Source organism: Myroides albus, assembly GCF_024722315.1.
Classification (GTDB): Bacteria; Bacteroidota; Bacteroidia; order Flavobacteriales; family Flavobacteriaceae; genus Flavobacterium; species Flavobacterium album_A.
In genome coordinates this window covers 2,063,962-2,087,196 of the sequence record NZ_CP102754.1, presented here as the reverse complement: position 1 = coordinate 2,087,196, position 23,235 = coordinate 2,063,962, and the positions used below count along the sequence as shown (strand labels likewise).

The following is a 23,235-nucleotide window of genomic DNA, read 5'->3' as shown; positions in this document are numbered from 1 at the left end:
AGCTACACTTTGTTTTAAGGTAATAACAATATGGAAAAAACTCTTAAAATATTATCTTATCTATTTCACCCTATAGTAATTCCCCTATTTACGGTATTGCTTTATTTTTACTTTACAAGTGACTTTTTTAATAGTACAGAAATACTCATTATATCCATTCAAGTGGGTATTATCACTATACTCTTACCTATTACAATTTACCTGTTGTTACATTCCCTAAAGCTGATTAGTTCAACAGTTATGCTGAATAACCCAAGAGAGAGACTTCTTCCTTTCTTTGTCAATATCATCTTGTTAATCAGCCTAAAAGATTACATCTTAATGGAGAATAGTGCGTACGAACTTAAGCTTTACTTTTGGGGATTGATATGCACCTATACTCTTTTACTTCTCTTTCTTTTTGTCAAACAGAAATGCAGTACTCATATGGCGTTATTCTCATCGATGATTACCTTTACTGTTTACTTATTAGTTCAATATCAAATACAAGGGCATATACTACTTATAGCAATGGTAATGCTATTAGGAGGAATTGGAAGTGCGAGATTATACCTAAAAGCACACACTTCGTTAGAGGTTATTTTAGGAACAATAATTGGAATACTACCTCAATTTTTCTTTATATACAACGCTAAGATATTTACTTTATAAAATGTAAAACATTAGCCCTACATTCAACATCTTCAAACGTTGAGAGTCATTAGCAATCATATCTTTTTTATAGATATTGTTCAATCCGTAGTACACGTAGAAATTCCACGTATTAAATCCAAGTGAAGCATAAACACCATAGAGCCATTTATTCAAATTATCGTCATTTCGATAATACCTTGTATATTCACTCGTCTTAGTTTTAAAGCGGTCACTGAAACGATAACTGGCTTTGAATCCTAAATACACACGCCAAAACTTATGGCTATCAGGAGTTGAATTTCTCCAGCGAAATTCTATAGGAAAATCAATAGAGTGAATTGATAAAGCACTTTGTTTATAACTGTCCAAGATGACATAATCTAAATTCTCATTTAAACCAAAACTACTTCTCAAGTTTAAATAAGAGTAACCTATCCCAGGAGCAATTGCTACAGTGCGACTTTTATTAATTGGAAAATCGCGCAAAAATCCACCATTTACACCAATAGAAAATGAATAAGGTGAATAACCTGCGGGTTTATCTTGCATCAAAGTATGAGTCACACCAAAATAAAACTGATCTTCTCTGTACTTATAATCAACTTCCTTAATCACTGAAGTCAAACTGTCCGTCGCTACGAATTCTTCTCCTTCTATCTGACCGAATGAAATAGAAATGATATGAAAGAACAATACAGTAAAAAAGATTTTTTTATTCATAGCTACTATTTTAGAATGTGTATACTAAACCTACACCAAGGGTTTGTTTAAACTGTGCCTTAGGTCCTTCTGTCACCTGCTCTCCGTTGCGTTCCACTTTTGTTTTTACGTTATCGTCATAAATTAAATAGGTACCAACATTGGCACGTACGTAATCATTTACTTTGAGGTCTAATTTTAACTCCCAAGAAACATAGATATTACCAAAGTTATTCAAATAATCGCTATACAGTGTAAGCTTGTGATCTAAAAGTATGTTCTTAAACACTTCTTTCTTCCATTCATTACTCAATAAAAAACCCAATTCGGCATTATACTTTTTTCCTTTTCTCAAAATATTACCCAAGTCATCTTTTTCTGCTTTAGTTACCCCAAAAGCTCCTTGGTTAGCTAAAGTCTGATCGGCTACAAAAGTAGCTTTATAAGTCAATGGCGAAATATAGAACTTCATTCTGCTTTTCGGCAATACATATTCACCCCCAACCCCTACAAACAAATAAGCTGGTGCAAACCAACGTGAGATTGGATCATCTGTATTAGGATAATTAAAACCATCCGTAAACTGTGTTTTAAAGTTTAATTTAGCAACGTAATACCAATCCGATATATTTGATTTTCTATAACCAAAAGAAGAATTGATATCCAAAACGTCGTCTGTCTTGCGAAGTTCGCGTTCAGACTGTTTATTGACACCATATCTTACACTTAAAGTATTATCCCAAACTAATCGTCCTTTTATATACTTGCGTTGAAAATCTCCTTTTAGAATCCCTGAAATAGAATTATCCCCACCCGAACTCCAATTCACAAAGGCAATTTGGTTCAGGTCTAATCCAAGCTTATTGCTCTTTTCCCAATAACCGATTATCTCATCGTTAATAGGCAAAACGTGTAAATCGATTTTTGGATTATAGTTCAATTGAATTTCAGAAAACTTGGGTTTACTCGCTTTCACATAGACTTCTGGTTTAAAAAAAGGCAAGTTATAATTACCGCTTCCTCGTGTATAATTGATACTGTTGTAACTGTAATCTTTAGGAGGTATATATCCCATGAGAGGGTTAAAAGGATTTTCTTGAACTATAACTGTATCTCGTTGAACATCTTCCACCTTGGCAACCTGCGCCACTGGTCTATCAGTACCAATCAAATTACCTTGTGCATATCCCCCAACAGAAATGCTAAAGAAAAAACAAATACTACCTAAAACTTTTGTAAACCTTTTCAAAACTTATTCCTTTATAATTCTAATTATCGATTCTATATCTATACCGCATTCTTCATATTGCTGCTGAACAGTAGCATGCTCGACAAACTGATCGTGAACACCTAAACTTTCAACAGACACACATGAATAATTCTTACTTACAAATTGACTTATCAAACTTCCAAACCCTCCAGAGACAGAAGCATCTTCGATAGTGACAATTCGCTCATACTGCTGACATATTCTATGCAATTCCACCTCGTTCAATGGTTTGACAAAGGTAAAATGACAATGACCCCATGCACTATTCTGCACCTGGTTAAATGCACTAATCACGTGATTACCGATTGTACCAGTAGACAGAATGACAAATTTATTTCCTTTTTGCAATTCACGAACATTTCCAATGCTTATTTTTGAAAAAGATTGTCTCCAATCTTCCCTTAGTACTCCTCTACCGCGAGGATAGCGTATAGCCCAAGGTAACTCAGTTTCCAATTGAGCAGTATACAACAAATTGCGCAATTCAACTTCATTCAAAGGAGCAGCAATAATCAGATTGGGAATACATGATAAATAAGCTAAATCAAATACTCCCTGATGAGTAGCTCCATCCTCCCCCACTAAACCAGCTCTGTCAATACAAAAAACAACTGGCAACTTCTGTAGAGCAACATCGTGAATAATCTGATCATAAGCTCTCTGCAAAAAGGTAGAATAAATAGCGCAAAAAGGCAGTAAACCTTGAGTAGCCATTCCCGCAGCTAATGTTACGGCATGTTGTTCGGCTATTCCTACATCGAAAGCACGTTCTGGAAAGGCATCCATCAAAAAGCCCATTGAGCTTCCTGTAGGCATAGCAGGCGTAATACCAACAATATTTGGATTTGCCTTAGCCAACTCTACTAAAGTATGCCCAAAGACATCCTGATACTTAGCTGGAAATTGCTCTGTCTTTTCTTTTAGTAATTCACCTGTCTGACTATTAAACTTACCAGGAGCATGGTACTTCACTTGGTTTTCCTCTGCTTGTTTAAGTCCTTTTCCCTTTGTTGTAATCAAATGCAGAAACTTAGGTCCCTTTCTCTTTTTAAGTTGTTCTAATTTTTTAATCAGATCCTGCAAATTATGTCCATCTAAAGGTCCGTCATACTTAAAGTGAAGAGATTTGATCATATTGTTAACACGGGGATTCTTCCCTTGCTTAACTGAGGCTAAATAATCCTTTAAAGCGCCAACACTTGGGTCAATACCAATGGCATTGTCATTGAGAATAACAAGCATATTTGTATCGGAAACTCCGGCGTGATTTAGTCCTTCGAAAGCCATACCAGCCGCTATCGATGCATCGCCAATAACAGCGATATGTTGCTTCTTAGTATTACCCTGCAACTTAGAAGCAATTGCCATCCCAAGAATAGCTGATATAGAAGTTGATGAGTGACCAACACCAAAAGCATCATAAACACTCTCATCTCTCTTTGGAAAACCACTTATTCCACCTTTCTGTCTATTGGAATAAAAGTCTTTAAACCTTCCAGTAAGCAGCTTATGTCCGTAAGCCTGATGTCCCACATCCCATACAAGTTGATCACTTGGAGTATCAAAAACATAGTGCAATGCTATGGACAGTTCCACCATACCCAGACTTGCACCTAAATGCCCTTCTTTGGTAGCCACAACTTCAATTATAAAACGTCGAAGTTCACGAGCTAATTCTTCTAACTCACCAATAGTAAGTTTCTTGAGGTCCTTTGGGTTTTGTATCTGATTTAGTATAGTGTAAGACATTCTTTTTAACAAATAAAAAACAAAATTACAATTTTGTTTTTACTTTTGATTCTTTAATATGTTAAGACCACAATGACTGATATACTTTCTGATGAATACTTCATGCAAATTGCAATCAATGAAGCAAAAGAAGCTGCTCTAAAAGGCGAAATACCTGTTGGGGCAATCATAGTAGCCAATAATCAAATTATTGCAAAGAGCCACAATCTGACAGAATTACTACACGATGTCACTGCCCATGCAGAAATACAAGCTATTTCATCAGCAGCTAATTTTTTAAACGCTAAGTACCTAAAGAACTGTACTTTATTCGTAACTTTAGAACCTTGCCAAATGTGTGCAGGAGCTCTTTATTGGAGTCAAATTTCTAAAATTGTATGTGGCGCGGAAGATGAGAAACGAGGCTATCGAGCAATGGGCGGTAAAATACACCCTAAAACGACTATTAAATTTGGTGTACTACAAAAAGAATGTAGTAACTTAATGATTGAATTTTTTAATAAAAAAAGAACATAATAAAATTGCTTAATATGAAAATGAAAAAACTACTCATACTCATGTTTAGTTTCTGTTTTATCTTTTTACAATCTTGTAAAAAAGACGTAAACAGTGATTTGACATTGTCAAATCCTAAACTATTCACAGAGTATATCGCGTCTTTCACGACTGGTGTTGTATCTACCAAGGCACCTATTGACATAGGTCTTACTAAAAATATAGGTGACTGGGAGGCAAATCAAGAAGTAGATTCAAAACTCTTTACGATCACTCCAGCAGTGAAGGGTAAACTTATCTATTTGCCAACAAATGTATTGCGATTTGAACCAACTGAACGATTAAAACAGGATCAAAAATACGCAGTGAGTTTAAAATTGGGAGAAATAGTAAAATTGGAAGATAAACTTTCTGAATTTAATTTCCAATTTAACACCATACCTTTAACATTCAACGTAGAATTCAATGATTTACAATCAGTTGACACGGATAATTTTATCGTTAACGGTGTTCTTTCTTCAAGCGACTGGGTGACTACTGAACAAGCAAAAAAGGTTATTACAGCGAAGCTTAAAAACAACGAGAAAGTAGAACTACAATTAACAAGTGAAGCTAAAAGTGAAGCTAAAGAATTTCCCTTTATCGCAAAGAAAATTACCGCTCAAGATCAAAGCACTGAATTAGTATTAAGTATAAACGGAAAATCACTGAATACAAATCAAAATACTGATTTTACTTTTAGTATCCCACCAAATCATGCTTTTTACCCTTTTTTCATTAAAACATTTCCAAACGATGATCAATCAGTTTGGATTAATTTCTCTAAACCTTTAAGGAAAAATCAGTCTTTTGAGGGTTTAATTTCACTTTCGGATAACAATAGTAAATTGACATATACCACTGACGGTAATGTTTTGAAAGTATATGTAGACAAACCTATAAAAAATGAAGTTACTTTAACTGTACATCGTGGAATTAGAGGATTAGACGGAACGTCAAACATCACATCAGATTTAGAACATTACTTCACTGTAAATTTTGGTATACTTAGTCCCCAAATCGAATTATTGAGTAACGGTACTATACTTCCAAGTTCACAGAATTTAAAGATAAATTTCCAAGCTACAACACTGAATGCTGTGGATGTAAAGGTATATCGAATCTTCGAAAACAATATCTTGCAATTCTTACAAGACAATAGCTTAAATGGTTCTTATAATTTACACAATGTTGCTTCACCTATAGCTGAAACAACAATAAAACTGACCAATGCTAATCCAAAAGCATTACTCAATTGGAATACTTATGCACTTGACTTAGCCTCTATCATTACTCCAGAGCCTGGAGCTATCTACAGAGTTGAACTTAGTATGAAGAAAGCGTATTCTTTATATACCTGTGGAGAGGAATCAACCGAGGATAATAGCGATAGTAATGAACAATATGCAACAGACTATAGTGACGAATATGACGAATATGATGATTATGAATACTATTATTACAATTGGTCTGAAAGAGATAATCCATGTGATCCAGCTTACTACTATTATCAAGGAAAAAAAGCAATTAACGTACTTGCAAGTGATTTAGGAGTAATTATCAAAGGGGGAACTAATAATGTATATTCAGCAATAGTAACTGATTTAATATCAACAGAACCTATCGGTGCTGCAACAGTTGAGTTTTACACCTACCAACAACAGCTAATAGCATCATCTAAGACGGATTCTTATGGTCTATTAAGCATTAACTTAGAAAAACAAAAACCTTCATTTGCTATTGTACGTCACGAAAAAAACACTACGTACGTAAAAATTGAAGAAAACAATGCATTAGCTATTAGCAACTTTGATGTTGATGGTACAAAGCTAAATAACGGAATCAATGGTTATCTATACACAGAAAGAGGAGTATGGAGACCTGGTGACGACATCTTTATCAGCTTTATATTAGATGATACAGCAAATCCGTTGCCATCACAACATCCTATCAAATTAACTTTTAGTGATCCTTATGGAAAGCTTGTAGATCAAATAATTCGCAAGAAAAACAATACTAATCACTATGTATTCCAATTAAAAACCTCAGCTGAAGCACCTACAGGAAATTGGTCAGCTAACCTGAGTGTTGGTGGTGTGAAGTTCTATAAAAGAATCAAGATTGAAACAATTAAGCCAAACCGCTTAAAAATAAAAAACAATGTAGAAGGTAAAGTGTTGTCAAGTACAACAAGTAAACGCGTTGATTTCAATGTTCAATGGCTGCAAGGTACTACTGCTAAAAACCTAAAAGCAAATGTTACAATGAAGTTGATCAAGCAGCCTACTGCCTTCAAGAAATTCAAAAATTACACTTTTGAAAACAATCTCTATTCTGACTATTCACAAGATAACACAGTTTTTAATGGAAGTACAGACTATGATGGTAATTTCTCCTTCTACCTCGATTCAGATTATTCTTTCAAAAATGCAGGTTTACTAAAAGCAATATTCGTAACTAAAGTATTTGAGAACGGAGGAGATATGTCTACTGACGTTTCTACTGCTACGTATTCACCATTTTCTTCTTATGTTGGTATTCTTTCACCAGATCCAAATAAATATGGATACTATGAAACAGATCAGAAGTTAAAATTTAGCTTCGTTAAGTTAAACGATCAAGAAGAAACACTACAAGGAAGAATTAAAATAGATATCTACAAAAACAGTGGATCTTGGTGGTGGAGCAGAGGTAATAATGGATATTCAGATTACAGTACATCAAGTTATTATTCACTTTACCTATCAGAAACAATTGAAACGAATAGCAATGGTCTTGGTGAATACACTCTAACGATTCCAGAGCAAGATTGGGGTACTTATGAAGTAGTTGCAACAGACCTTTCTAGTGGGCATATTTCTGCAACCACTATTTATGTAGATTGGCCATACTACTCTACAAGAGCTAAAGGTAGTCAGGCTAAAGAAGCAACTATGTTATCTATTGCTACGGATAAGAAAGAGTATTCTGTTGGTGAGAAAGTAAAACTATCTTTCCCTTCAAGTGAAAACGGTAGAGCTTTAGTATCGATTGAAAATGGAACAAATGTCGTTGAAACACATTGGGTAAAAACAACTAAGGGCGAAACAAACTTTGAGTTTACTGCTACAGCTAATATGGCTCCTAATATTTATATAAATATATCGTCAATTCAGCCACACGCTAACACCCTTAACAATTCACCTATTCGCTTATATGGTATTGTCCCTATAGACGTTTACGATAAAAAGACAAAGCTTGAGCCAATCATCACTATGCCTGATAGATTGCAGCCAGAAGCGGATTTCAGCATTCAAGTAAAAGAAAAGTCTGGACAAAAAATGACTTATACTATCGCTGTGGTAGAAGAAGGATTATTAGATTTAACGAGATTTAAAACTCCTAACCCATGGGATAACTTCTACTCAAAAACAGCTTTAGGAGTGCGTACATGGGACATCTACAATGATGTAATTGGAGCCTATGGTGGATCAATTAATCAAATTTTCAGTATAGGAGGGGATGAAGATCTGGGTGCAGGAGAAGTGAAAAAAGCGAATAGGTTCAAACCTGTCGTGATACACGAAGGTCCTTTTATACTTGAAGCTGGAAAAACGGCTAACCACAAACTAAAAATGCCTAAATATATCGGTTCTGTTAGGACTATGATAGTAGCTGCCAATGCAAATACAAAAGCTTATGGTAATGTTGAAAAAACAGTAAAAGTGAATAACCCTCTTATGATTTTGGGTTCTTTACCTCGAAGAGCTGTACCTGGTGAAAAAGTAACTTTACCTGTTACCGTATTTGCAATGGAAAAACAGATTAAAGATGTGAAAGTAACTGTTAAAACAGACGACAAGTTTAAATTGTTAACAGAAAGCTCTCAAAATATAACATTCAGCAGTCCTGGTGATCAAATTGTATATTTTGATTTAGAAGTATTGCAAAAAACAGGTGTATCTAAAATTCTTATAGAAGCTACTTCTGGAAAAGAAAAGGCTAACTACGAAGTAGAATTAGATGTTCTAAATCCAAATCCAATTGCAACACAAAACCATACCATTACAATTCATCCAAACCAAACAGAGAAAATAAACTGGGAAAATTTTGGTGTAAGCGGAACTAATACTGCAGTTTTAGAACTGTCAAATTTCCCTGGCATCAACTTAACATCTCGATTGAAATTCCTTATTAACTACCCTCACGGATGTAGTGAACAGATTACTTCAGGTGTATTCCCGCAGTTGTTCTTAGAAGACTTTACGGAGTTAAACGACTCTAAAAAGAAATCGATTCAAAACAACGTTAATGCAGGTATTGTAAAATTAGCTGAACGCCAAATGTCCAATGGAGGATTCCGCTATTGGAGTTCTTCAACATACGCAGATGATTGGGCTACTTCTTATGTTGGTCACTTCTTCTTAGAAGCTGAAAAAAGAGGATATGTCTTACCTGTCGGAAGTAAAGCGAACTGGATTTCATATCAACAAAATGAAGCGAGAAATTGGAGACATCAACCAAACTACAACAACGATGTTGCTCAATCATATCGCCTTTATACTTTAGCATTAGCTGGAGCTCCAGAATTAGCATCCATGAACAGGTTAAGAGAAACTGCTAATATTTCACAAATTGCTAAACTACGATTAGCAGCAGCCTATGCTTTAGTAGGGCAAAAAGAAATTGCTACAAAACTCGCTACAGAAGGCAGCTTAGATAATAGAGATAACAATTACTTTTACTATGGGTCTTATGAAAGAAATATGGCTATGGCCTTGGAAACGCTAATCTTGACAAACTCCGATGCTACAAGGACATATGAACTTGCTACAGAATTGGCACACAAACTTGGTTCAGATACTTGGATGAGTACGCAAACCACTGCCTATGGATTAAATGCTATTTCACAATACACAAAAAAATTAGCTAAATCTAATGGTATAAAAGCTACATACTCACTAAATGGACAATCTGCTACTGTTAACGACAAGAATAACTTCTTTAATAAAGACCTAACTTCATTAAAAACAAATAATGAATTGTCGCTAACAAACACAAGCAATGGCGTTTTATATGTAAAAGTTGCTACAAGTGGTATACTTCCTATTGGAAAAGAATTGGTAGATGAGAGTAAGTTAAGTATCAAAACTACATTCACTGATACAAAAGGTATGACAATAGATCCAACCACACTAAATCAAGGAACTGAGTTTATAGCTTATATAACGATTACAAACAACGACATAAAATCAGTGGATAATATAGCACTTACACACATTGTACCTTCTGGATGGGAAATTGTCAATCTACGTTACACTGAAGCAGGTGATTCCGACAATCAAGTAAGTCATACAGATATAAGAGATGATAGATCTATGTTCTATTTCTACCTCAGCGGAAAGAGTAGTAAAGTTCTAAAAGTCAATCTGAATGCCTCTTATTTAGGTAAATACTATATGCCAGGTGTGCATGCAAATGCAATGTACGATAACTCATATCGTTCTCGCACAGCTGGTAAATGGATAGAAGTAGTTAAATAATTATTCTAATATTTTTATACTTTATACAGGGAGCTTATACTCCCTGTATTTATTTGTGTTTATATGAGCAAAAACAAATTCTATAAAATATCTACGTGGAGTACTAAGAAAAAAGTAAAAGTTTCCATTGTTCTGCTTTTGCTAATAATCTATTATTTCAGTTTGCCCAGACAGTTGTTTGACAAGCCCTACTCGACTGTTATTGAAAGTCAAGAAGGAAAGTTAATAGGAGCCCAAATAGCCACTGATGGACAGTGGAGATTCCCAGAAACTGATACTATTCCGTACAAGTTTAAAATGTGTATTACGCACTATGAAGATGAGTACTTCAATTATCATTGGGGTATCAACCCTGTATCAACAGTAAAAGCACTTATAACAAACTTGAAAGCAAAACGCGTCATAAGAGGAGGAAGTACTTTAACTCAGCAAACAATCAGACTTGCACGAGATGGACAAAAGAGAAGTTATGCCGAAAAGTTAATTGAAGCCATACAAGCCACGCGATTGGAGTTTAGATACAGCAAGGACAAAATTCTTGCTCTCTACGCATCTCATGCCCCTTTTGGAGGGAATGTGGTAGGATTAGATGTTGCTGCTTGGAGGTACTTTGGAAACACACCAGACCAACTTTCTTGGGCAGAATCAGCGACTTTAGCAGTTTTGCCGAATGCTCCGAGATTAATTTACCCAGGCAAGAATCAAGATATACTATTGCGAAAAAGAAATGCTTTACTTAAAAAAATCTATGACAATAAAATCATAGACAAGACCACCTATGAGCTGGCCTTAATAGAACAACTACCTCAAAAGCCTCATGATCTACCACAAATTGCACCGCATCTTTTGCAATTAGTTACTAAAACTAAGAAAGAAAAACTGACTAAAACAACGATCAACTACGACATTCAAGTAAGGGCTAATGAAATTATTGCGAGCTATTATCACAATTATAAACAATCTGAAATACACAATATCGCAGCAATCATTATTGATGTAGACACACGTCAAATAGTCTCCTATATTGGTAATTCTCCTACTACCTTTCAAAACAAGAAAGACGTAGATATCATTAGAGCACAAAGAAGTACAGGAAGTATACTTAAGCCTTTCTTATCAGGAGCAATGTTAGATGAAGCTGAAATATTACCCAAAATGCTCATCCAAGATATCCCAATCGTCATATCAGGTTATAAGCCAAAAAATTATAGCAACACATACGAAGGAGGTGTACCTGCCGATCAAGCATTATTCAGATCATTGAATATTCCCTTTGTGCTAATGTTACAGAAATACAGCGTTTACAAATTTCACGACCAATTGCAGTCTTTCGGTTTCAAAAGTATAAACAAACACCCTAATCACTATGGGCTATCTCTCATACTTGGAGGTGCAGAAAGCAGTCTTTGGGAAATAACCCGAGCATACGCGGGTATGGCCTCAACATTAAACTACTTCAACAGTCACCAGGGTAAATATAGAGAAAATGAGATTCAAGAACTTCAATGGGATAAAGACGAAATGAAACTCGACTTTGGAAAAGAAAGAAAAGAATCAGCTACAATAGGCGCAGGAGCTATTTACAGCACTTTTAAAGCATTAACTCTCGTTAATAGACCCGAAGGTGATGAAGCGTGGAAACATTACGACTCTGCCGTTAAAGTTGCTTGGAAAACCGGAACAAGTTTTGGAGGAAGAGATGCTTGGGCAGTGGGTCTGAATAAAAAATACATCGTAGGTGTATGGGTTGGTAATGCTACAGGGGAAGGAAGGCCATCTATCAGTGGAGTGAGAATGGCAGGGCCCATTCTTTTCGACCTATTCAAGTTACTTCCTAAGGCGACTTGGTTTGACACACCTCTGGATGATTTAGAAGAAGAAGATGTCTGTGAGATTTCCGGTTATACAGCAGGTCCAAATTGCAAGGCTATAAAACAACTCATTCCCTATCGAGAGAAGAAGGTAGAAATATGCCCGTACCACACATTGCTACACCTTGATGTTACAGAGCAATATCAAGTGAATAGCCAATGTGAACTAATCACAAATATCGTGAGTAAACCGTGGTTTGTATTACCGCCAATTATGTCATATTATTATAAGAATTACCATAGTGATTACAAAGACCCTCCTCCTTTTAGAGAGGACTGTGATCAAAGCGGTGAAAAGAACACAATTGAATTTATTTATCCAAAACACGGAGATGTAATTTATCTAACAAAGAACTTCCTATCAGAGTTACAGCCTCTAATAGCTAAAGCTGCTGTAAACACAACTGACAGAAATATCTATTGGTACTTAAATGAAGAATACATAGGTTCAACAACAATCTTTCACGAGATGCCTATCCAAACCACTCCAGGAAAACATTACTTGACTATAGTCAATTCTTTAGGGGCGAGCAAGACTATTGAAATTGAAATAGCTCTTAGCTCTGATAACTAAATTCACAATAGACTTCAACAGTTTAACAGAATAAAAAAAACCTGCTAACTCATTAGCAGGTTTTTATTTATTCTGATAGATTGTTACCTTTATCATCAAAGAAATGGTATTCTAAATACGTGTAAGCGTCGCGTGGGACAATCTTTACCCACTTTTTCATTTCCATCCACCACTTAAAGCGAATAGATGGAAAACCATTTTTCAAATACGCAGCCACGAATGGATGAGTATTCAAGATAATCTTAGTTGATTTATCTCTTAAAACAATGCTTTCCAAGTCAGCCTTGATTTTATCGATAACAAGGATAGGAGCTTCAATTTCCCCATGTTCATTAGGGTCTTCTTCTCTTGTTTCGATACTTACTTCAGGTCTAACCCTTTGCCTTGTAATCTGAATTAAACCAAATTTACTCGGCGGCAAGATTTTGTGTTTGGCCTTGTCATCACTCATTTCCTCTTTTAAGAAATCATATAATGTCTTTCTATTCTCTGGGTTCCCCATATCAATAAAATCCACTACGATAATTCCACCCATATCTCGTAATCTCAATTGTCTTGCAATTTCTGCAGCGGCAATCAAATTCACTTCAAGAGCAGTATCTTCTTGAGATTGAGCTTTGTTAGACCTATTTCCACTATTGACATCAATCACGTGAAGTGCCTCAGTATGCTCTATAATTAAGTAAGCTCCCTTACTCATAGAAACAGTCTTACCAAAAGAAGTTTTGATTTGACGTTCAATACTGTATTTTTCAAAAATAGGTACCTCTCTTGACTGATAGTGTTTCACTATGGAAACTTTAGAAGGAGCAATCTCTTGCAAATAGTCCTTCGTGTGAAAGTACATATCCTCATCATCTGTAATAATACCCGTAAAAGTATCATTAAATACATCTCTCAGTATAGAAGATGCTTTATTCACTTCTCCTAACACTTTAGAAGGATGATGAGCTGTAGTTAACTTTTTGCACATGGCATTCCACTTGTCCATTAAATTTTCTAAATCTCTTTCGATATCAGAAACGGACATACCTTCAGCAACTGTGCGTACTATAACTCCAAAGCCTTTTGGCTTTATTGTAAGTACCATTTTCTTTAATCGTTCCTTTTCTTCCTTAGATTCGATCTTTTGAGAGATCGACACTCTATTAGAAAAGGGAACCAGAACAACATATCGCCCTGCGATTGACAACTCAGAACTAATGCGTGGTCCTTTTGTCGAGATAGGTTCTTTAACAATCTGAACCAACAAAGATTGATTAGCACTTAACACATCAGTGATAACACCGTCCTTATCAATCTCCTCTTCAAAAGGAATATTCTTTAAAGAAAATTCTTTTAATTTACCTCCGCTTACAAGTTTAGTAAATTTCAACAGAGTCTTGAGATTTGGTCCCAAATCGTGGTAATGCAAAAACGCATCTTTCTCAAATCCCACATGAACAAAAGCGGCATTTAATCCAGCCACTGGTTTTCTGATCTTAGCAATAAAAATATCGCCAACTTGAAATCCAGTATCTTCTGTTTGTTCACGTTCTCTGTGTAATTCTATAAGTTTTCCATCTTTTAATAAGGCAAAATCTACTGTATCAGAATTCGACCTAATAATTAGCTCTTTATTCATACTGTACATTTATATCCATACTCATTCATTAACAGTTTATTCAAACCAAAAGGAGTTTGTATAGATGGATTAAACAACAATAGTAGGTATATAACCCGAAAGACCTACCCCTCCAAGAGATAAGTCTTTTTTGTTTTTTCTTTCAGTAAAAGAAAAAAGTAGTTTTAAACTACTTTTTCTTTTTGTGACGGTTAGCTCTCGCTCTTTTTTTACGTTTGTGAGTCGCTACCTTATGTCTTTTTCTTTTTTTACCACTTGGCATAATGTGTGTAATTTAGAGATTAATAAATTATTTTACTTTAACTTCTGTGTTTGACTTAACGCCTTCTACAAACACCTTAGCAGGTTTGAACGCTGGGATGTTATGAGCAGGAATTCTAATTGTAGTGTTTTTAGAAATGTTTCTTCCTGTTTTCTCAGCTCTTGTTTTGATGATAAAACTTCCAAAACCTCTTAGATACACGTTTTCACCTGTCTCTAACGACGCCTTTACTTCATCCATAAAAGATTCAACTGTCGCCTGTACGTCACCTTTCTCAAGCCCTAATTTCTCTGAAATTTTAGCTACAATGTCTGCTTTCGTCATTTTTAGATATAAATTATTTTGTTGTTGTCCGAAATTTTTAGAGTGTGCAAATATATTAATTTATAATCCAATAATTCAACCTTAATCGATTAAAATTTAATTATATAAAGTTTTAAGTTTGCATTTAAGACTTTTTAAAATGCTTTTCCATAACAAACTCATTACTTGGTATTTACAAAATAAACGCCATTTACCATGGCGAGAAACAAAGAACCCTTACGCAATTTGGCTATCAGAAATTATTCTTCAACAAACACGAGTTGCTCAAGGATTACCCTATTTTGAGGCTTTTTTGACCAACTATCCAACGGTACAAGATCTTGCCAACGCCCATGAAGACGAAGTTATGAGATTATGGCAAGGTTTAGGTTACTATAGCCGTGCTCGAAATCTTCATTTTACAGCAAAAACAATAACACATGAACTCAATGGCGTATTCCCAAACAACTACAAAGACCTACTCAAGCTTAAAGGAGTCGGTGAATACACCGCTGCAGCTATTGCGTCTATTGCATACGGAGAAATCGTACCTGTAGTCGACGGGAATGTCTTTCGAGTACTATCGCGAATTTATGGTATAACCTCAGATATATCGACGGCTACAACCAAAAAAGAGTTTCAAGCCAAAGCACAAGAACTAATCTCTCATGAACAACCTGCGACCTTTAATCAAGCCATCATGGATTTTGGTGCCATACAATGTACACCTAAATCACCTCAATGCCCACAATGCCCTTTTATTCAAGATTGCGTTGCCTACAATACCAATCAAGTTGACAAATTACCTGTAAAACTTGCAAAGACAAAAGTAAAGAAAAGATACTTAGATTTCTTAATATTCGTTGATAATGACCAGAATACATATATCCAACAGAGGACAAAAAAAGATATATGGCAAAAACTGTATCAGTTTCCATTAATCGATCGCTTTGAACAAAATGATATCAACGTACAACAAATACTCACAGAAGACTTCAAAAATCAGCCTGTCAAAGACATTGTACAACTAAATACTGATTATGTTATTCACATTCTGTCACACCAAAAACTACACATACACTTTTGGATGATAAAATGTGAAAAATTAGCACGAAACGAAAATTATGAAATAGTATCATGGAACCAATTAAATAAATTTGGTTTTCCAATCGTAATTCATAACTTTATTAACTCTATAAACACAAAGTAAAATAGCCATAATATGAACGGTACATTAAACAAAGTTATTTTAATTGGCCACCTTGGAGACGATGTAAAAATACATTATTTCGAAAATGGCAATTGTATAGGTAGATTCCCTTTGGCTACAAATGAGGTTTACATCAATAAAACAACAAATGAGAAGATCACTTCAACAGAATGGCACAATATTGTAGTTCGAAATAAAGCTGCAGAAGTATGCGAAAAATACCTATCAAAAGGAGATCGAATCTATATAGAAGGTCGCATTAGAACAAGGCAGTGGACTTCAGATGATGGAACATCTAAACAAACAGTAGAGATTATGGCTACTGAATTTACTTTTTTAGATGTAAAGAGAAATGCAGATCACAAAGACAATCAATCTGCGTTTGATCAACAGAAAAAAGAAGACGTCAATAACTTCGTTATACCTAAAGAAAATAATGATGACGATTTGCCGTTCTAAATACAAAATGATTTATTAATGCAAAAGATACGAACCTTACTATTTACAATACTCTTATTTACAAGTGGTTTACTCCTTTCTTGTAAAAATGAATCATTACCTAAACCAAAAGCATTCTTAGCCTTAGAATATCCAGTACAAGAGTACTCGACATTTGAGAGTCAAACCAAATCATTCTCGTTTGACAAAAACAAGATTGCCTCCGTCAAAGAAGTAAAAGCAGATGCTATTGAGATTCACTATCCGCAAATGAAAGCTACGATTTACTTAAATTACAAGAGGATAGACAAGAATTTAGACAAGCTATTTAAAGATGCTCAAAAACTTACTTATGAGCACTTTATCAAAGCGGATGACATCATTGAACAACCCTATATCAATCCTAATGACAAAGTATACGGGATGTTCTATTCACTTCAAGGTGATGCCGCTACTAATGTACAATTCTATGTAACAGATAGCGTTAAAAACTTTCTGACAGCATCTCTTTATTTTTACGCAACTCCAAACTATGACTCTATCTATCCAGCTAAAGAGTATATAAGAAGTGATATGCAACACATTATAGAAACGCTAAAGTGGAGAAAAGATGAAATCACAGACTTTACAATCAAATGTGGTCCTAACGAAATAAATATGTAAAACAAAGGAATGATTAAGATACAATCATTCCTTTGTCTTTTTCTACTATAACTCACCTAATCAATAATACAGCCTATATTCAATCTTCTACACACTCCTGCTCAATTATACTATACCCTGCACGTTAGAGCCCCTAATACCGCCAAAAGCACCTTTACGGCATCACCCTTCTCTGATAACACTTCTACTTACTCCACTATCCTTTTACTGTCGAACTACACTTTCGCTCATACTTCTTTGGCAGTATTAAGAACTGAAATCAGCAAACAATCTATCCATAGCTCAAAGCCAAACAACAACAAAACCGACATATCTGCATAATTACCTGTATATCAAAAGGGTTAAACAACGGCTCATAACTATTTTTGTGTACAAACAATTCACAACATACAAGACAAGATCAATGATCGAAGGACAACCAATTCTTCCCTTACCACATAATCAACTCCACGATTCTCCTACTCCACCCAATCTAAGGTTGAAAATGAGTTAAACAAGTTCGCTACTATACAACAAACAAATCAAAGTGTAATACAGCAAAATGACAATTGCAACAATGAGATTGGACGAGCTTAAAAGAAGATAACAGTGTGAATAATGAGTGCTCAAAAAAATTCCTTAGTAAAGCAAACAAGGTGACTTCATACAAGAAGTGAAAATAGATAATAACCTTATGTGATCAATTGATCAGCATTCGTCCATTCTAAAAGACTGTCCCATTCCTGTCTATGAACGAAATCACCAAAATGAAAGATAAAGTTGACGAATTTTAAAAAGCGAATTAACAAGTTTTATACGAGGGGTTAGCTTGCACTTTCTTGGGGTTTGGTAGCACTTTTCTATGGGTTTCCTTGCCCAGAGCGTGCTTTTGTCGAAGAAAGGTGCAAGAAACCCCCAAGCAATGCCCTTGCATCTCACTACAAAGCGGTAGGTAAATCACTAATAGGTAAGTGGAAATCGCAAGCTGCTGGCTGCAATCGAATCCAGATCAAATAGGATTAACTCAAGAATGACTTCCAACTCAAATAACTTCAATCTCAAAAGTAAAACACAATTAGACCCAATCTGTAAATTTATTGCTGACCGTTTTATATCAATTCAAGACCACATAAAACAAAAAAAAACGAAAGCACCTTGTACCTTCGTTTTTACCCATTATGAATAAAATACACAACTTAGTCGTGTAAATCTATACGCTAATTATTTTATGCTACCTACATTCATATTCTCAACTTTGTAGATACCGTTTGCTATCTTCTCAACAGTAGCTATCAAAGATTCAACATTCTGTTTTGCATCGTCAAACTCAACCGTAGCTGTTTTAGTCTCAAAATCAACTTTTGCTACTTTAACACCATTTAATCCAGCTAATTTTCCTTCAATTAATTTAGCACATCCAATCTCACAAGTCATTCCTTCAACTTGAAAAGTAGCTGTTTCAACAGTACCTGTAACTTCTTTAGCATCATTTGAAATTGTTTCTATCTCTGCTTTATTCTCAACTCCCTTGTCTGCTTTTTTGTCATTACAACTCATAAAAACAAATCCTCCAATCAAAGCAATTACTGCTAACTTATAAAATCTCATACCGTAATTATTCTTTATATTAATCTAAACACAAAGGTACAAAAAAAGCAACCATAAAATGATTGCTTTTTTATTCTAATGATGTAGATAATCAATTATTTGAAATCCGCATCAGATACTCCTTCGTTAACTTTCAATTCCGTAACCTTCACTTCCATTTCCATTCCTACATTGATAACTTGAGTGAATGGAAATTTAACTCCTTTCACTTCCTTGTAGTCTTTGTAAGTAGTAATTTCTTGCATAGATTGCTCTCCAAAAGATTTTGTTGCTATGGTTGACACCTTTAATCCTGAAGCTAAATCGTAATAATACACCGTGTCGCCATCCTGAACACCTATAGCATCTTTCCCATCAATACTCTCTACTCCTACCAATGAAACAGACTTCCCTTTCTTCCACTCTAACTCAGGAAAAAGAACAGCCTCATCTCTCAATTTCTTCAACTCTTCACCTTCCATTTCCATCTTTTGTCCTTGTGCAATTACATACCCCCCTTTAGGAGTTAAAATCTGTTTGCCTACAACAGGTCCACCACTGATCTTTTGTTCACTGTACAAATAACCATCCTTTAACTTAAGAGTAACTTCCAAGTTCATACCTTGAACAGCTGCACTACTCTTCATCAAGATAGATTTCACTGCATTGACTTGCTTTTCACCACCAATAGCTGCAATATATTTATCTACAGTTGACTCCACAGTAACTCCTGCAGGAATAGCTTTTTCAAAAACAGGTTTATCAATTAAATCACCAAACGTATTGTAATAATTAACTGGCAGTCCTAAGTTCTCTAATCCCTTAGCTACATCTGCACCTTTCCCTACAATAACAATTCTTTGATTGTCTTTCAAGAAATACTTCTTTGCTACGCGCTGTACATCTTCAGCTGTCACAGCATTTACATTCTTAATATAGTTTTCGTAGAAATCCTTCGGCAGCTTGTGCAATTCTTTATTAAGAGCAAACCTTGCAACTGTCTCTGGTTTTTGAATACTCATGACAAAACTACCTACATATTTAGCTTTAGCATTCTTTAATTCCTCCGGCTTAACTAATGTGGTGCGCATTAAATCAATTTCTTTGATAAACTCAGTTACAGCACTATCCGTCACAACATTTCGAACAGATGCAGTTGCTTTAAATTTACCAGGGTACTTACGACTTGTCGATACCATAGAATAAGCTCCGTATGTCCATCCATGTGCTTCACGCAAGTTTAAGAAAAGACGTCCTTCTCCCCCTCCTCCAAGTATTTGACTTGCAATCAGAGCAGCAAAAAAGTCTTTGTCATTCATCTTTAATTCAACCTCATTTACCAAAGCAATCTCAGATTGAACAGCATTAGGCATATCGATAAAGTCAATTTGTGTTTTAGCTACATTACCCTTCACAGTATTACTTTGATAAGTAGCATTCGACTTTTTCCATTTGCCAAACAATTTGGTTACTAACTTTTCAGTCGATTTGTAATCCACATCACCAACAACAACTAAATAAGCATTATTAGGATTGAAGTGTTTCACATAATATTCTTGTACATCCTTTAATGTCACAGATTCAATTGTCTGTAAAGTTTCAAACTCCCCTGCTGCATTATCCTTTCCATATAGCAAAGCATCTTCTAATTTTGCAGCAACTTCAGTCACACTTTTTTCATTGATCTTAAGAGCTTCGATTGCTTGAGCTTTAGTTTTGTCAAACTCCTCTTGGGTAAAAACGGAATTCAAAGCTCCTTCAGCCATAAGTTCTAATACTTCAGCATTATACTTGGATAAACCACTTGCATAAGCCCCGCTACTGCTAAAGCGTATAGATGCACCTAAAAAATCAATTTCTTCATTGAAAACATCTTTCTTTTTATTCTTTGTTTCTGTCCCCATCATCCCAGACACTAACGAAGAAACCCCTGCTTTATCCCCTTCGAAAACCAAAGGGTTATCAATTGTCAAAGTATAAGAAACTTGAGGTAATTTATTGTTCTTTACAATCAAAACCTTAAGCCCATTCTTTAACACAAAAGAAGTTGGTTCGCTAATATTTATTGTTGGAGCTGGTCCAGGAGCAGGTTGTTTTCTATCTTGTGCAACTCCCTGAACTACTGTTAAAGCAAGAGCAAGAGAAGCTGCATATATATATACTTTTTTCATTAGAATCTATTATTTAGTTGTTAGCATTTTTTTCAGGAATATAATCTAAAATAAGGCGTTGATTTGTGTTCAAATACTTCTTAGCAACCTCTCTTATTTCCTCTCTCGTAATACTGCGATAAATATCGATATTAGTATTGATCAAGTTTACATCTCCATAAAGTTTATAATATGTCGCAAGATTATCAGCTAAATCTTCAATATCAGAATTTGAATCAACATATCTCTTTTCAAAGATGTTTTGTAGTTTTTGATAATCTTTTTCTGAAATCAACTCAGTCTGCAACTTCACAATCTCCTCATCGATTTCCTTTACAAGATCTTGAAGTGTAAAGCCTTGCATTGGCAATCCATAAATAAAATAAATACCATAATCCTCTTGACTAAAACTAAAAGAAGCTAACTCCAAAGCCATTTTCTTTTCATCAACAATTTTTTTGTATAATCGAGAGCTCTTTCCTCCAGATAGAACAGCCGAAATCATATCCAAAACTCTTGCATCGCGAGTTTTCATTGAAGGTGTACGATACGCTTGAACTAACATTGGTATCTGAATATTCGGATCTTGATACTCCGCTCTAATTTCAGTAGTGATTGGATCTTCCTTCTCAAAATTCCTAACAACCTCTTTTCCTCTTGGTATCACACCAAAATACTGTTGTATCCAAGCCTTAGCTTGATCAATCTCAATGTCACCAGCAACAACTAATACAGCATTATTAGGCACATAATACTTATGGTTAAAATCTAAAAACTCATCTAAAGTAGCCGCATCCAGGTGCTCCATAGATCCAATAGTCTCCCAGCGATAAGGGTGCTTTTTAAACAAGTTTTTCTTTACCTGACCGAACAATTGCCCGTAAGGTTGATTATCCATACGCAATCTTTTTTCTTCCTTCACAACTTCATTTTGCGTATTCACCCCTACTTGGTTAATTACAGGGTGTAACAAACGCTCTGACTCCATCCATAGTCCTAATTCTAAGTTATTTGAAGGGAAAACTTCGTAATAATATGTCTTATCATCAGAAGTATAAGCGTTATTTTGTCCTCCGTTAGCTGTAACAATCTTGAACCAATCACCACGTTCAATATTTTTTGTCCCTTCAAAAAGCAAATGCTCAAAAAAGTGAGCAAAACCAGTTCTTTCAGGATTCTCATCTTTTGCTCCAACGTGATACAATACAGAAGTAACAACGACTGGTGCAGATTTGTCTTGATGTAGAATAACGTGTAGTCCATTGTCTAAAGTGTACTCTTCAAACTCAACTTTTTGAGCAGAAGCATTAACTCCTAATAGCAATGCACTAAAAATCAATAAGGATTTTTTCATTATATAATATTTTTGAAATTAGGTTATCTAATAAGATATGTCGTCATCTTGCAAAGAATGTTACAACTAAAATGAAATTTATTTATAGGAATACTCTTTTTACTCTATTGTTAAGAGTGTAATAAACAAGGACATAGATCATGTCAACCTACCATCACACTTGAAGTTACTAACGTGTACTACAAATGACAATGCTATTTACTGCTATCTTTTCCTACACTGTCTACAATCGCTATTATTCTAAAACAGCACTACAGCTTAGTTTTCAAAACAAAGTAGAAAGCAAGCAGAAACTTATATAAACTCAATAAAAAACATAACAATCTCACAACCATTGAAATATAATTTCACAATAAAGGTAAATATCTATAAAATATACTTTTATAAATAAAAAATTAGATTTATATTTGCACCCTTAATAAACATCTTAATTTTATTGTTATGTACGCAATCGTAGAGATAGCAGGGCAACAATTCAAAGTGAGCAAAGACCAAAAAGTGTACGTTCACCGTTTAGCATCTGAAGAAGGAACAACTGTTACTTTTGACAAAGTTCTTTTAATTGATGATAACAACAACATCACTTTAGGCGCCCCAGCTATAGAAGGTGCTTCTGTTGAAGCTAAAGTTTTACAACACCTTAAAGGTGACAAAGTAATCGTTTTCAAAAAGAAAAGAAGAAAAGGTTACAAAAAGAAAAACGGTCACAGACAAGCTTTAACTCAAATTGTAATTGAGGGAATCAATGCAAGTGGAGCTAAAAAGAAAGCAACAAAAAAAACAGCTGAAGCAGCTGAGTAATTAACAAACAAA

At 34.9% G+C, this 23,235-nt stretch carries 15 protein-coding genes and 1 pseudogene; 8 read left to right on the top strand and 8 right to left on the bottom strand.

From position 1 onward, the window contains the following. Positions 1 to 30: 30 nt before the first annotated feature. Positions 31 to 651, top strand: a complete 621-nt coding sequence (locus NWE55_RS09555) for a hypothetical protein (protein WP_155090923.1) — start codon at positions 31 to 33, stop codon at positions 649 to 651. Here the strand turns inward: NWE55_RS09555 and NWE55_RS09550 are convergent. From NWE55_RS09550 to NWE55_RS09540, 3 genes are read right to left on the bottom strand one after another with little or no spacing between them, the layout of a single operon-like run. After that, complete coding sequence (locus NWE55_RS09550) at positions 646 to 1,353, bottom strand: porin family protein (protein ID WP_155090924.1); 708 nt, start codon at positions 1,351 to 1,353, stop codon at positions 646 to 648. The two genes, NWE55_RS09555 and NWE55_RS09550, sit on opposite strands and share 6 nt — an antisense overlap. Positions 1,354 to 1,363: 10 nt before the next feature. Then, a complete protein-coding gene (locus NWE55_RS09545) occupies positions 1,364 to 2,581 on the bottom strand; it encodes a DUF3078 domain-containing protein (RefSeq protein WP_230381476.1) in 1,218 nt (405 codons plus the stop codon). A 3-nt stretch (positions 2,582 to 2,584) separates the two neighbouring features. Further along, positions 2,585 to 4,351, bottom strand: a complete 1,767-nt coding sequence (locus NWE55_RS09540; RefSeq protein ID WP_155090925.1) for a 1-deoxy-D-xylulose-5-phosphate synthase — start codon at positions 4,349 to 4,351, stop codon at positions 2,585 to 2,587. Positions 4,352 to 4,423: 72 nt separating this feature from the next. Here NWE55_RS09540 and NWE55_RS09535 point away from each other — a divergent pair, with 72 nt between their 5' ends. The 3 genes from NWE55_RS09535 (at position 4,424) to pbpC (ending at position 12,852) form a co-directional block, all read left to right on the top strand. After that, positions 4,424 to 4,867 carry a nucleoside deaminase gene (locus tag NWE55_RS09535; protein ID WP_155090926.1) on the top strand — a complete coding sequence of 148 codons (444 nt, stop codon included), beginning with the start codon at positions 4,424 to 4,426 and terminating at the stop codon, positions 4,865 to 4,867. 14 nt (positions 4,868 to 4,881) lie between these two features. Then, positions 4,882 to 10,407 carry an alpha-2-macroglobulin family protein gene (locus NWE55_RS09530; protein ID WP_258204036.1) on the top strand — a complete coding sequence of 1,842 codons (5,526 nt, stop codon included), beginning with the start codon at positions 4,882 to 4,884 and terminating at the stop codon, positions 10,405 to 10,407. 63 nt (positions 10,408 to 10,470) lie between these two features. Further along, positions 10,471 to 12,852, top strand: coding sequence for a penicillin-binding protein 1C (pbpC, locus tag NWE55_RS09525; protein ID WP_155090928.1), 2,382 nt, complete (start codon positions 10,471 to 10,473; stop codon positions 12,850 to 12,852). A 67-nt stretch (positions 12,853 to 12,919) separates the two neighbouring features. On the opposite strand, the gene NWE55_RS09520 is transcribed toward pbpC, so the two are convergent. Both NWE55_RS09520 and NWE55_RS09515 read right to left on the bottom strand, forming a co-directional pair. Continuing rightward, positions 12,920 to 14,476 carry an Rne/Rng family ribonuclease gene (locus NWE55_RS09520; protein WP_155090929.1) on the bottom strand — a complete coding sequence of 519 codons (1,557 nt, stop codon included), beginning with the start codon at positions 14,474 to 14,476 and terminating at the stop codon, positions 12,920 to 12,922. Positions 14,477 to 14,765: 289 nt separating this feature from the next. Continuing rightward, on the bottom strand, positions 14,766 to 15,062 hold the full coding sequence (locus NWE55_RS09515; RefSeq protein WP_002989807.1) for an HU family DNA-binding protein: 297 nt from the start codon (positions 15,060 to 15,062) through the stop codon (positions 14,766 to 14,768). Between the two features lie 139 nt (positions 15,063 to 15,201). Here NWE55_RS09515 and mutY point away from each other — a divergent pair, with 139 nt between their 5' ends. From mutY to gldD, 3 genes are read left to right on the top strand one after another with little or no spacing between them, the layout of a single operon-like run. Next, positions 15,202 to 16,251: an A/G-specific adenine glycosylase gene (mutY, locus tag NWE55_RS09510; protein WP_155090930.1), complete on the top strand. Its 1,050-nt coding sequence runs from the start codon at positions 15,202 to 15,204 to the stop codon at positions 16,249 to 16,251. A 12-nt stretch (positions 16,252 to 16,263) separates the two neighbouring features. Beyond that, the gene (locus NWE55_RS09505; protein WP_155090931.1) at positions 16,264 to 16,710 is read left to right on the top strand and encodes a single-stranded DNA-binding protein; all 447 of its coding nucleotides are present in this window, start codon (positions 16,264 to 16,266) and stop codon (positions 16,708 to 16,710) included. 18 nt (positions 16,711 to 16,728) lie between these two features. Then, positions 16,729 to 17,352, top strand: a complete 624-nt coding sequence (gene gldD / locus NWE55_RS09500; RefSeq protein WP_155090932.1) for a gliding motility lipoprotein GldD — start codon at positions 16,729 to 16,731, stop codon at positions 17,350 to 17,352. A 1,200-nt stretch (positions 17,353 to 18,552) separates the two neighbouring features. Here gldD and NWE55_RS09495 read toward each other — a convergent pair. The 3 genes from NWE55_RS09495 to NWE55_RS09485 form a co-directional block, all read right to left on the bottom strand. Continuing rightward, complete coding sequence (locus tag NWE55_RS09495) at positions 18,553 to 18,939, bottom strand: heavy-metal-associated domain-containing protein (RefSeq protein ID WP_155090933.1); 387 nt, start codon at positions 18,937 to 18,939, stop codon at positions 18,553 to 18,555. A gap of 95 nt (positions 18,940 to 19,034) precedes the next feature. Beyond that, the gene (locus NWE55_RS09490) at positions 19,035 to 21,089 is read right to left on the bottom strand and encodes a M16 family metallopeptidase (protein ID WP_155090934.1); all 2,055 of its coding nucleotides are present in this window, start codon (positions 21,087 to 21,089) and stop codon (positions 19,035 to 19,037) included. Positions 21,090 to 21,102: 13 nt separating this feature from the next. Further along, positions 21,103 to 22,422 (bottom strand): M16 family metallopeptidase, encoded by a 1,320-nt coding sequence (locus tag NWE55_RS09485; protein WP_155090935.1) that lies wholly within the window; start codon positions 22,420 to 22,422, stop codon positions 21,103 to 21,105. Between the two features lie 441 nt (positions 22,423 to 22,863). Here NWE55_RS09485 and rplU point away from each other — a divergent pair. Beyond that, positions 22,864 to 23,220 (top strand): annotated as a pseudogene (gene rplU, locus NWE55_RS09480) (50S ribosomal protein L21); the annotation flags it as partial. Positions 23,221 to 23,235: the final 15 nt, after the last annotated feature.

What these genes read in the sequence shown, in the direction of transcription:
- NWE55_RS09555 (WP_155090923.1), top strand. Translation starts at nt 31, where the DNA reads ATGGAAAAAACTCTTAAAATATTATCTTATCTATTTCACCCTATAGTA.
- NWE55_RS09550 (WP_155090924.1), bottom strand. Translation starts at nt 1,353, where the DNA reads ATGAATAAAAAAATCTTTTTTACTGTATTGTTCTTTCATATCATTTCT.
- NWE55_RS09540 (WP_155090925.1), bottom strand. Translation starts at nt 4,351, where the DNA reads ATGTCTTACACTATACTAAATCAGATACAAAACCCAAAGGACCTCAAG.
- NWE55_RS09535 (WP_155090926.1), top strand. Translation starts at nt 4,424, where the DNA reads ATGACTGATATACTTTCTGATGAATACTTCATGCAAATTGCAATCAAT.
- NWE55_RS09530 (WP_258204036.1), top strand. Translation starts at nt 4,882, where the DNA reads ATGAAAATGAAAAAACTACTCATACTCATGTTTAGTTTCTGTTTTATC.
- pbpC (WP_155090928.1), top strand. Translation starts at nt 10,471, where the DNA reads ATGAGCAAAAACAAATTCTATAAAATATCTACGTGGAGTACTAAGAAA.
- NWE55_RS09520 (WP_155090929.1), bottom strand. Translation starts at nt 14,476, where the DNA reads ATGAATAAAGAGCTAATTATTAGGTCGAATTCTGATACAGTAGATTTT.
- NWE55_RS09515 (WP_002989807.1), bottom strand. Translation starts at nt 15,062, where the DNA reads ATGACGAAAGCAGACATTGTAGCTAAAATTTCAGAGAAATTAGGGCTT.
- mutY (WP_155090930.1), top strand. Translation starts at nt 15,202, where the DNA reads ATGCTTTTCCATAACAAACTCATTACTTGGTATTTACAAAATAAACGC.
- NWE55_RS09505 (WP_155090931.1), top strand. Translation starts at nt 16,264, where the DNA reads ATGAACGGTACATTAAACAAAGTTATTTTAATTGGCCACCTTGGAGAC.
- gldD (WP_155090932.1), top strand. Translation starts at nt 16,729, where the DNA reads ATGCAAAAGATACGAACCTTACTATTTACAATACTCTTATTTACAAGT.
- NWE55_RS09495 (WP_155090933.1), bottom strand. Translation starts at nt 18,939, where the DNA reads ATGAGATTTTATAAGTTAGCAGTAATTGCTTTGATTGGAGGATTTGTT.
- NWE55_RS09490 (WP_155090934.1), bottom strand. Translation starts at nt 21,089, where the DNA reads ATGAAAAAAGTATATATATATGCAGCTTCTCTTGCTCTTGCTTTAACA.
- NWE55_RS09485 (WP_155090935.1), bottom strand. Translation starts at nt 22,422, where the DNA reads ATGAAAAAATCCTTATTGATTTTTAGTGCATTGCTATTAGGAGTTAAT.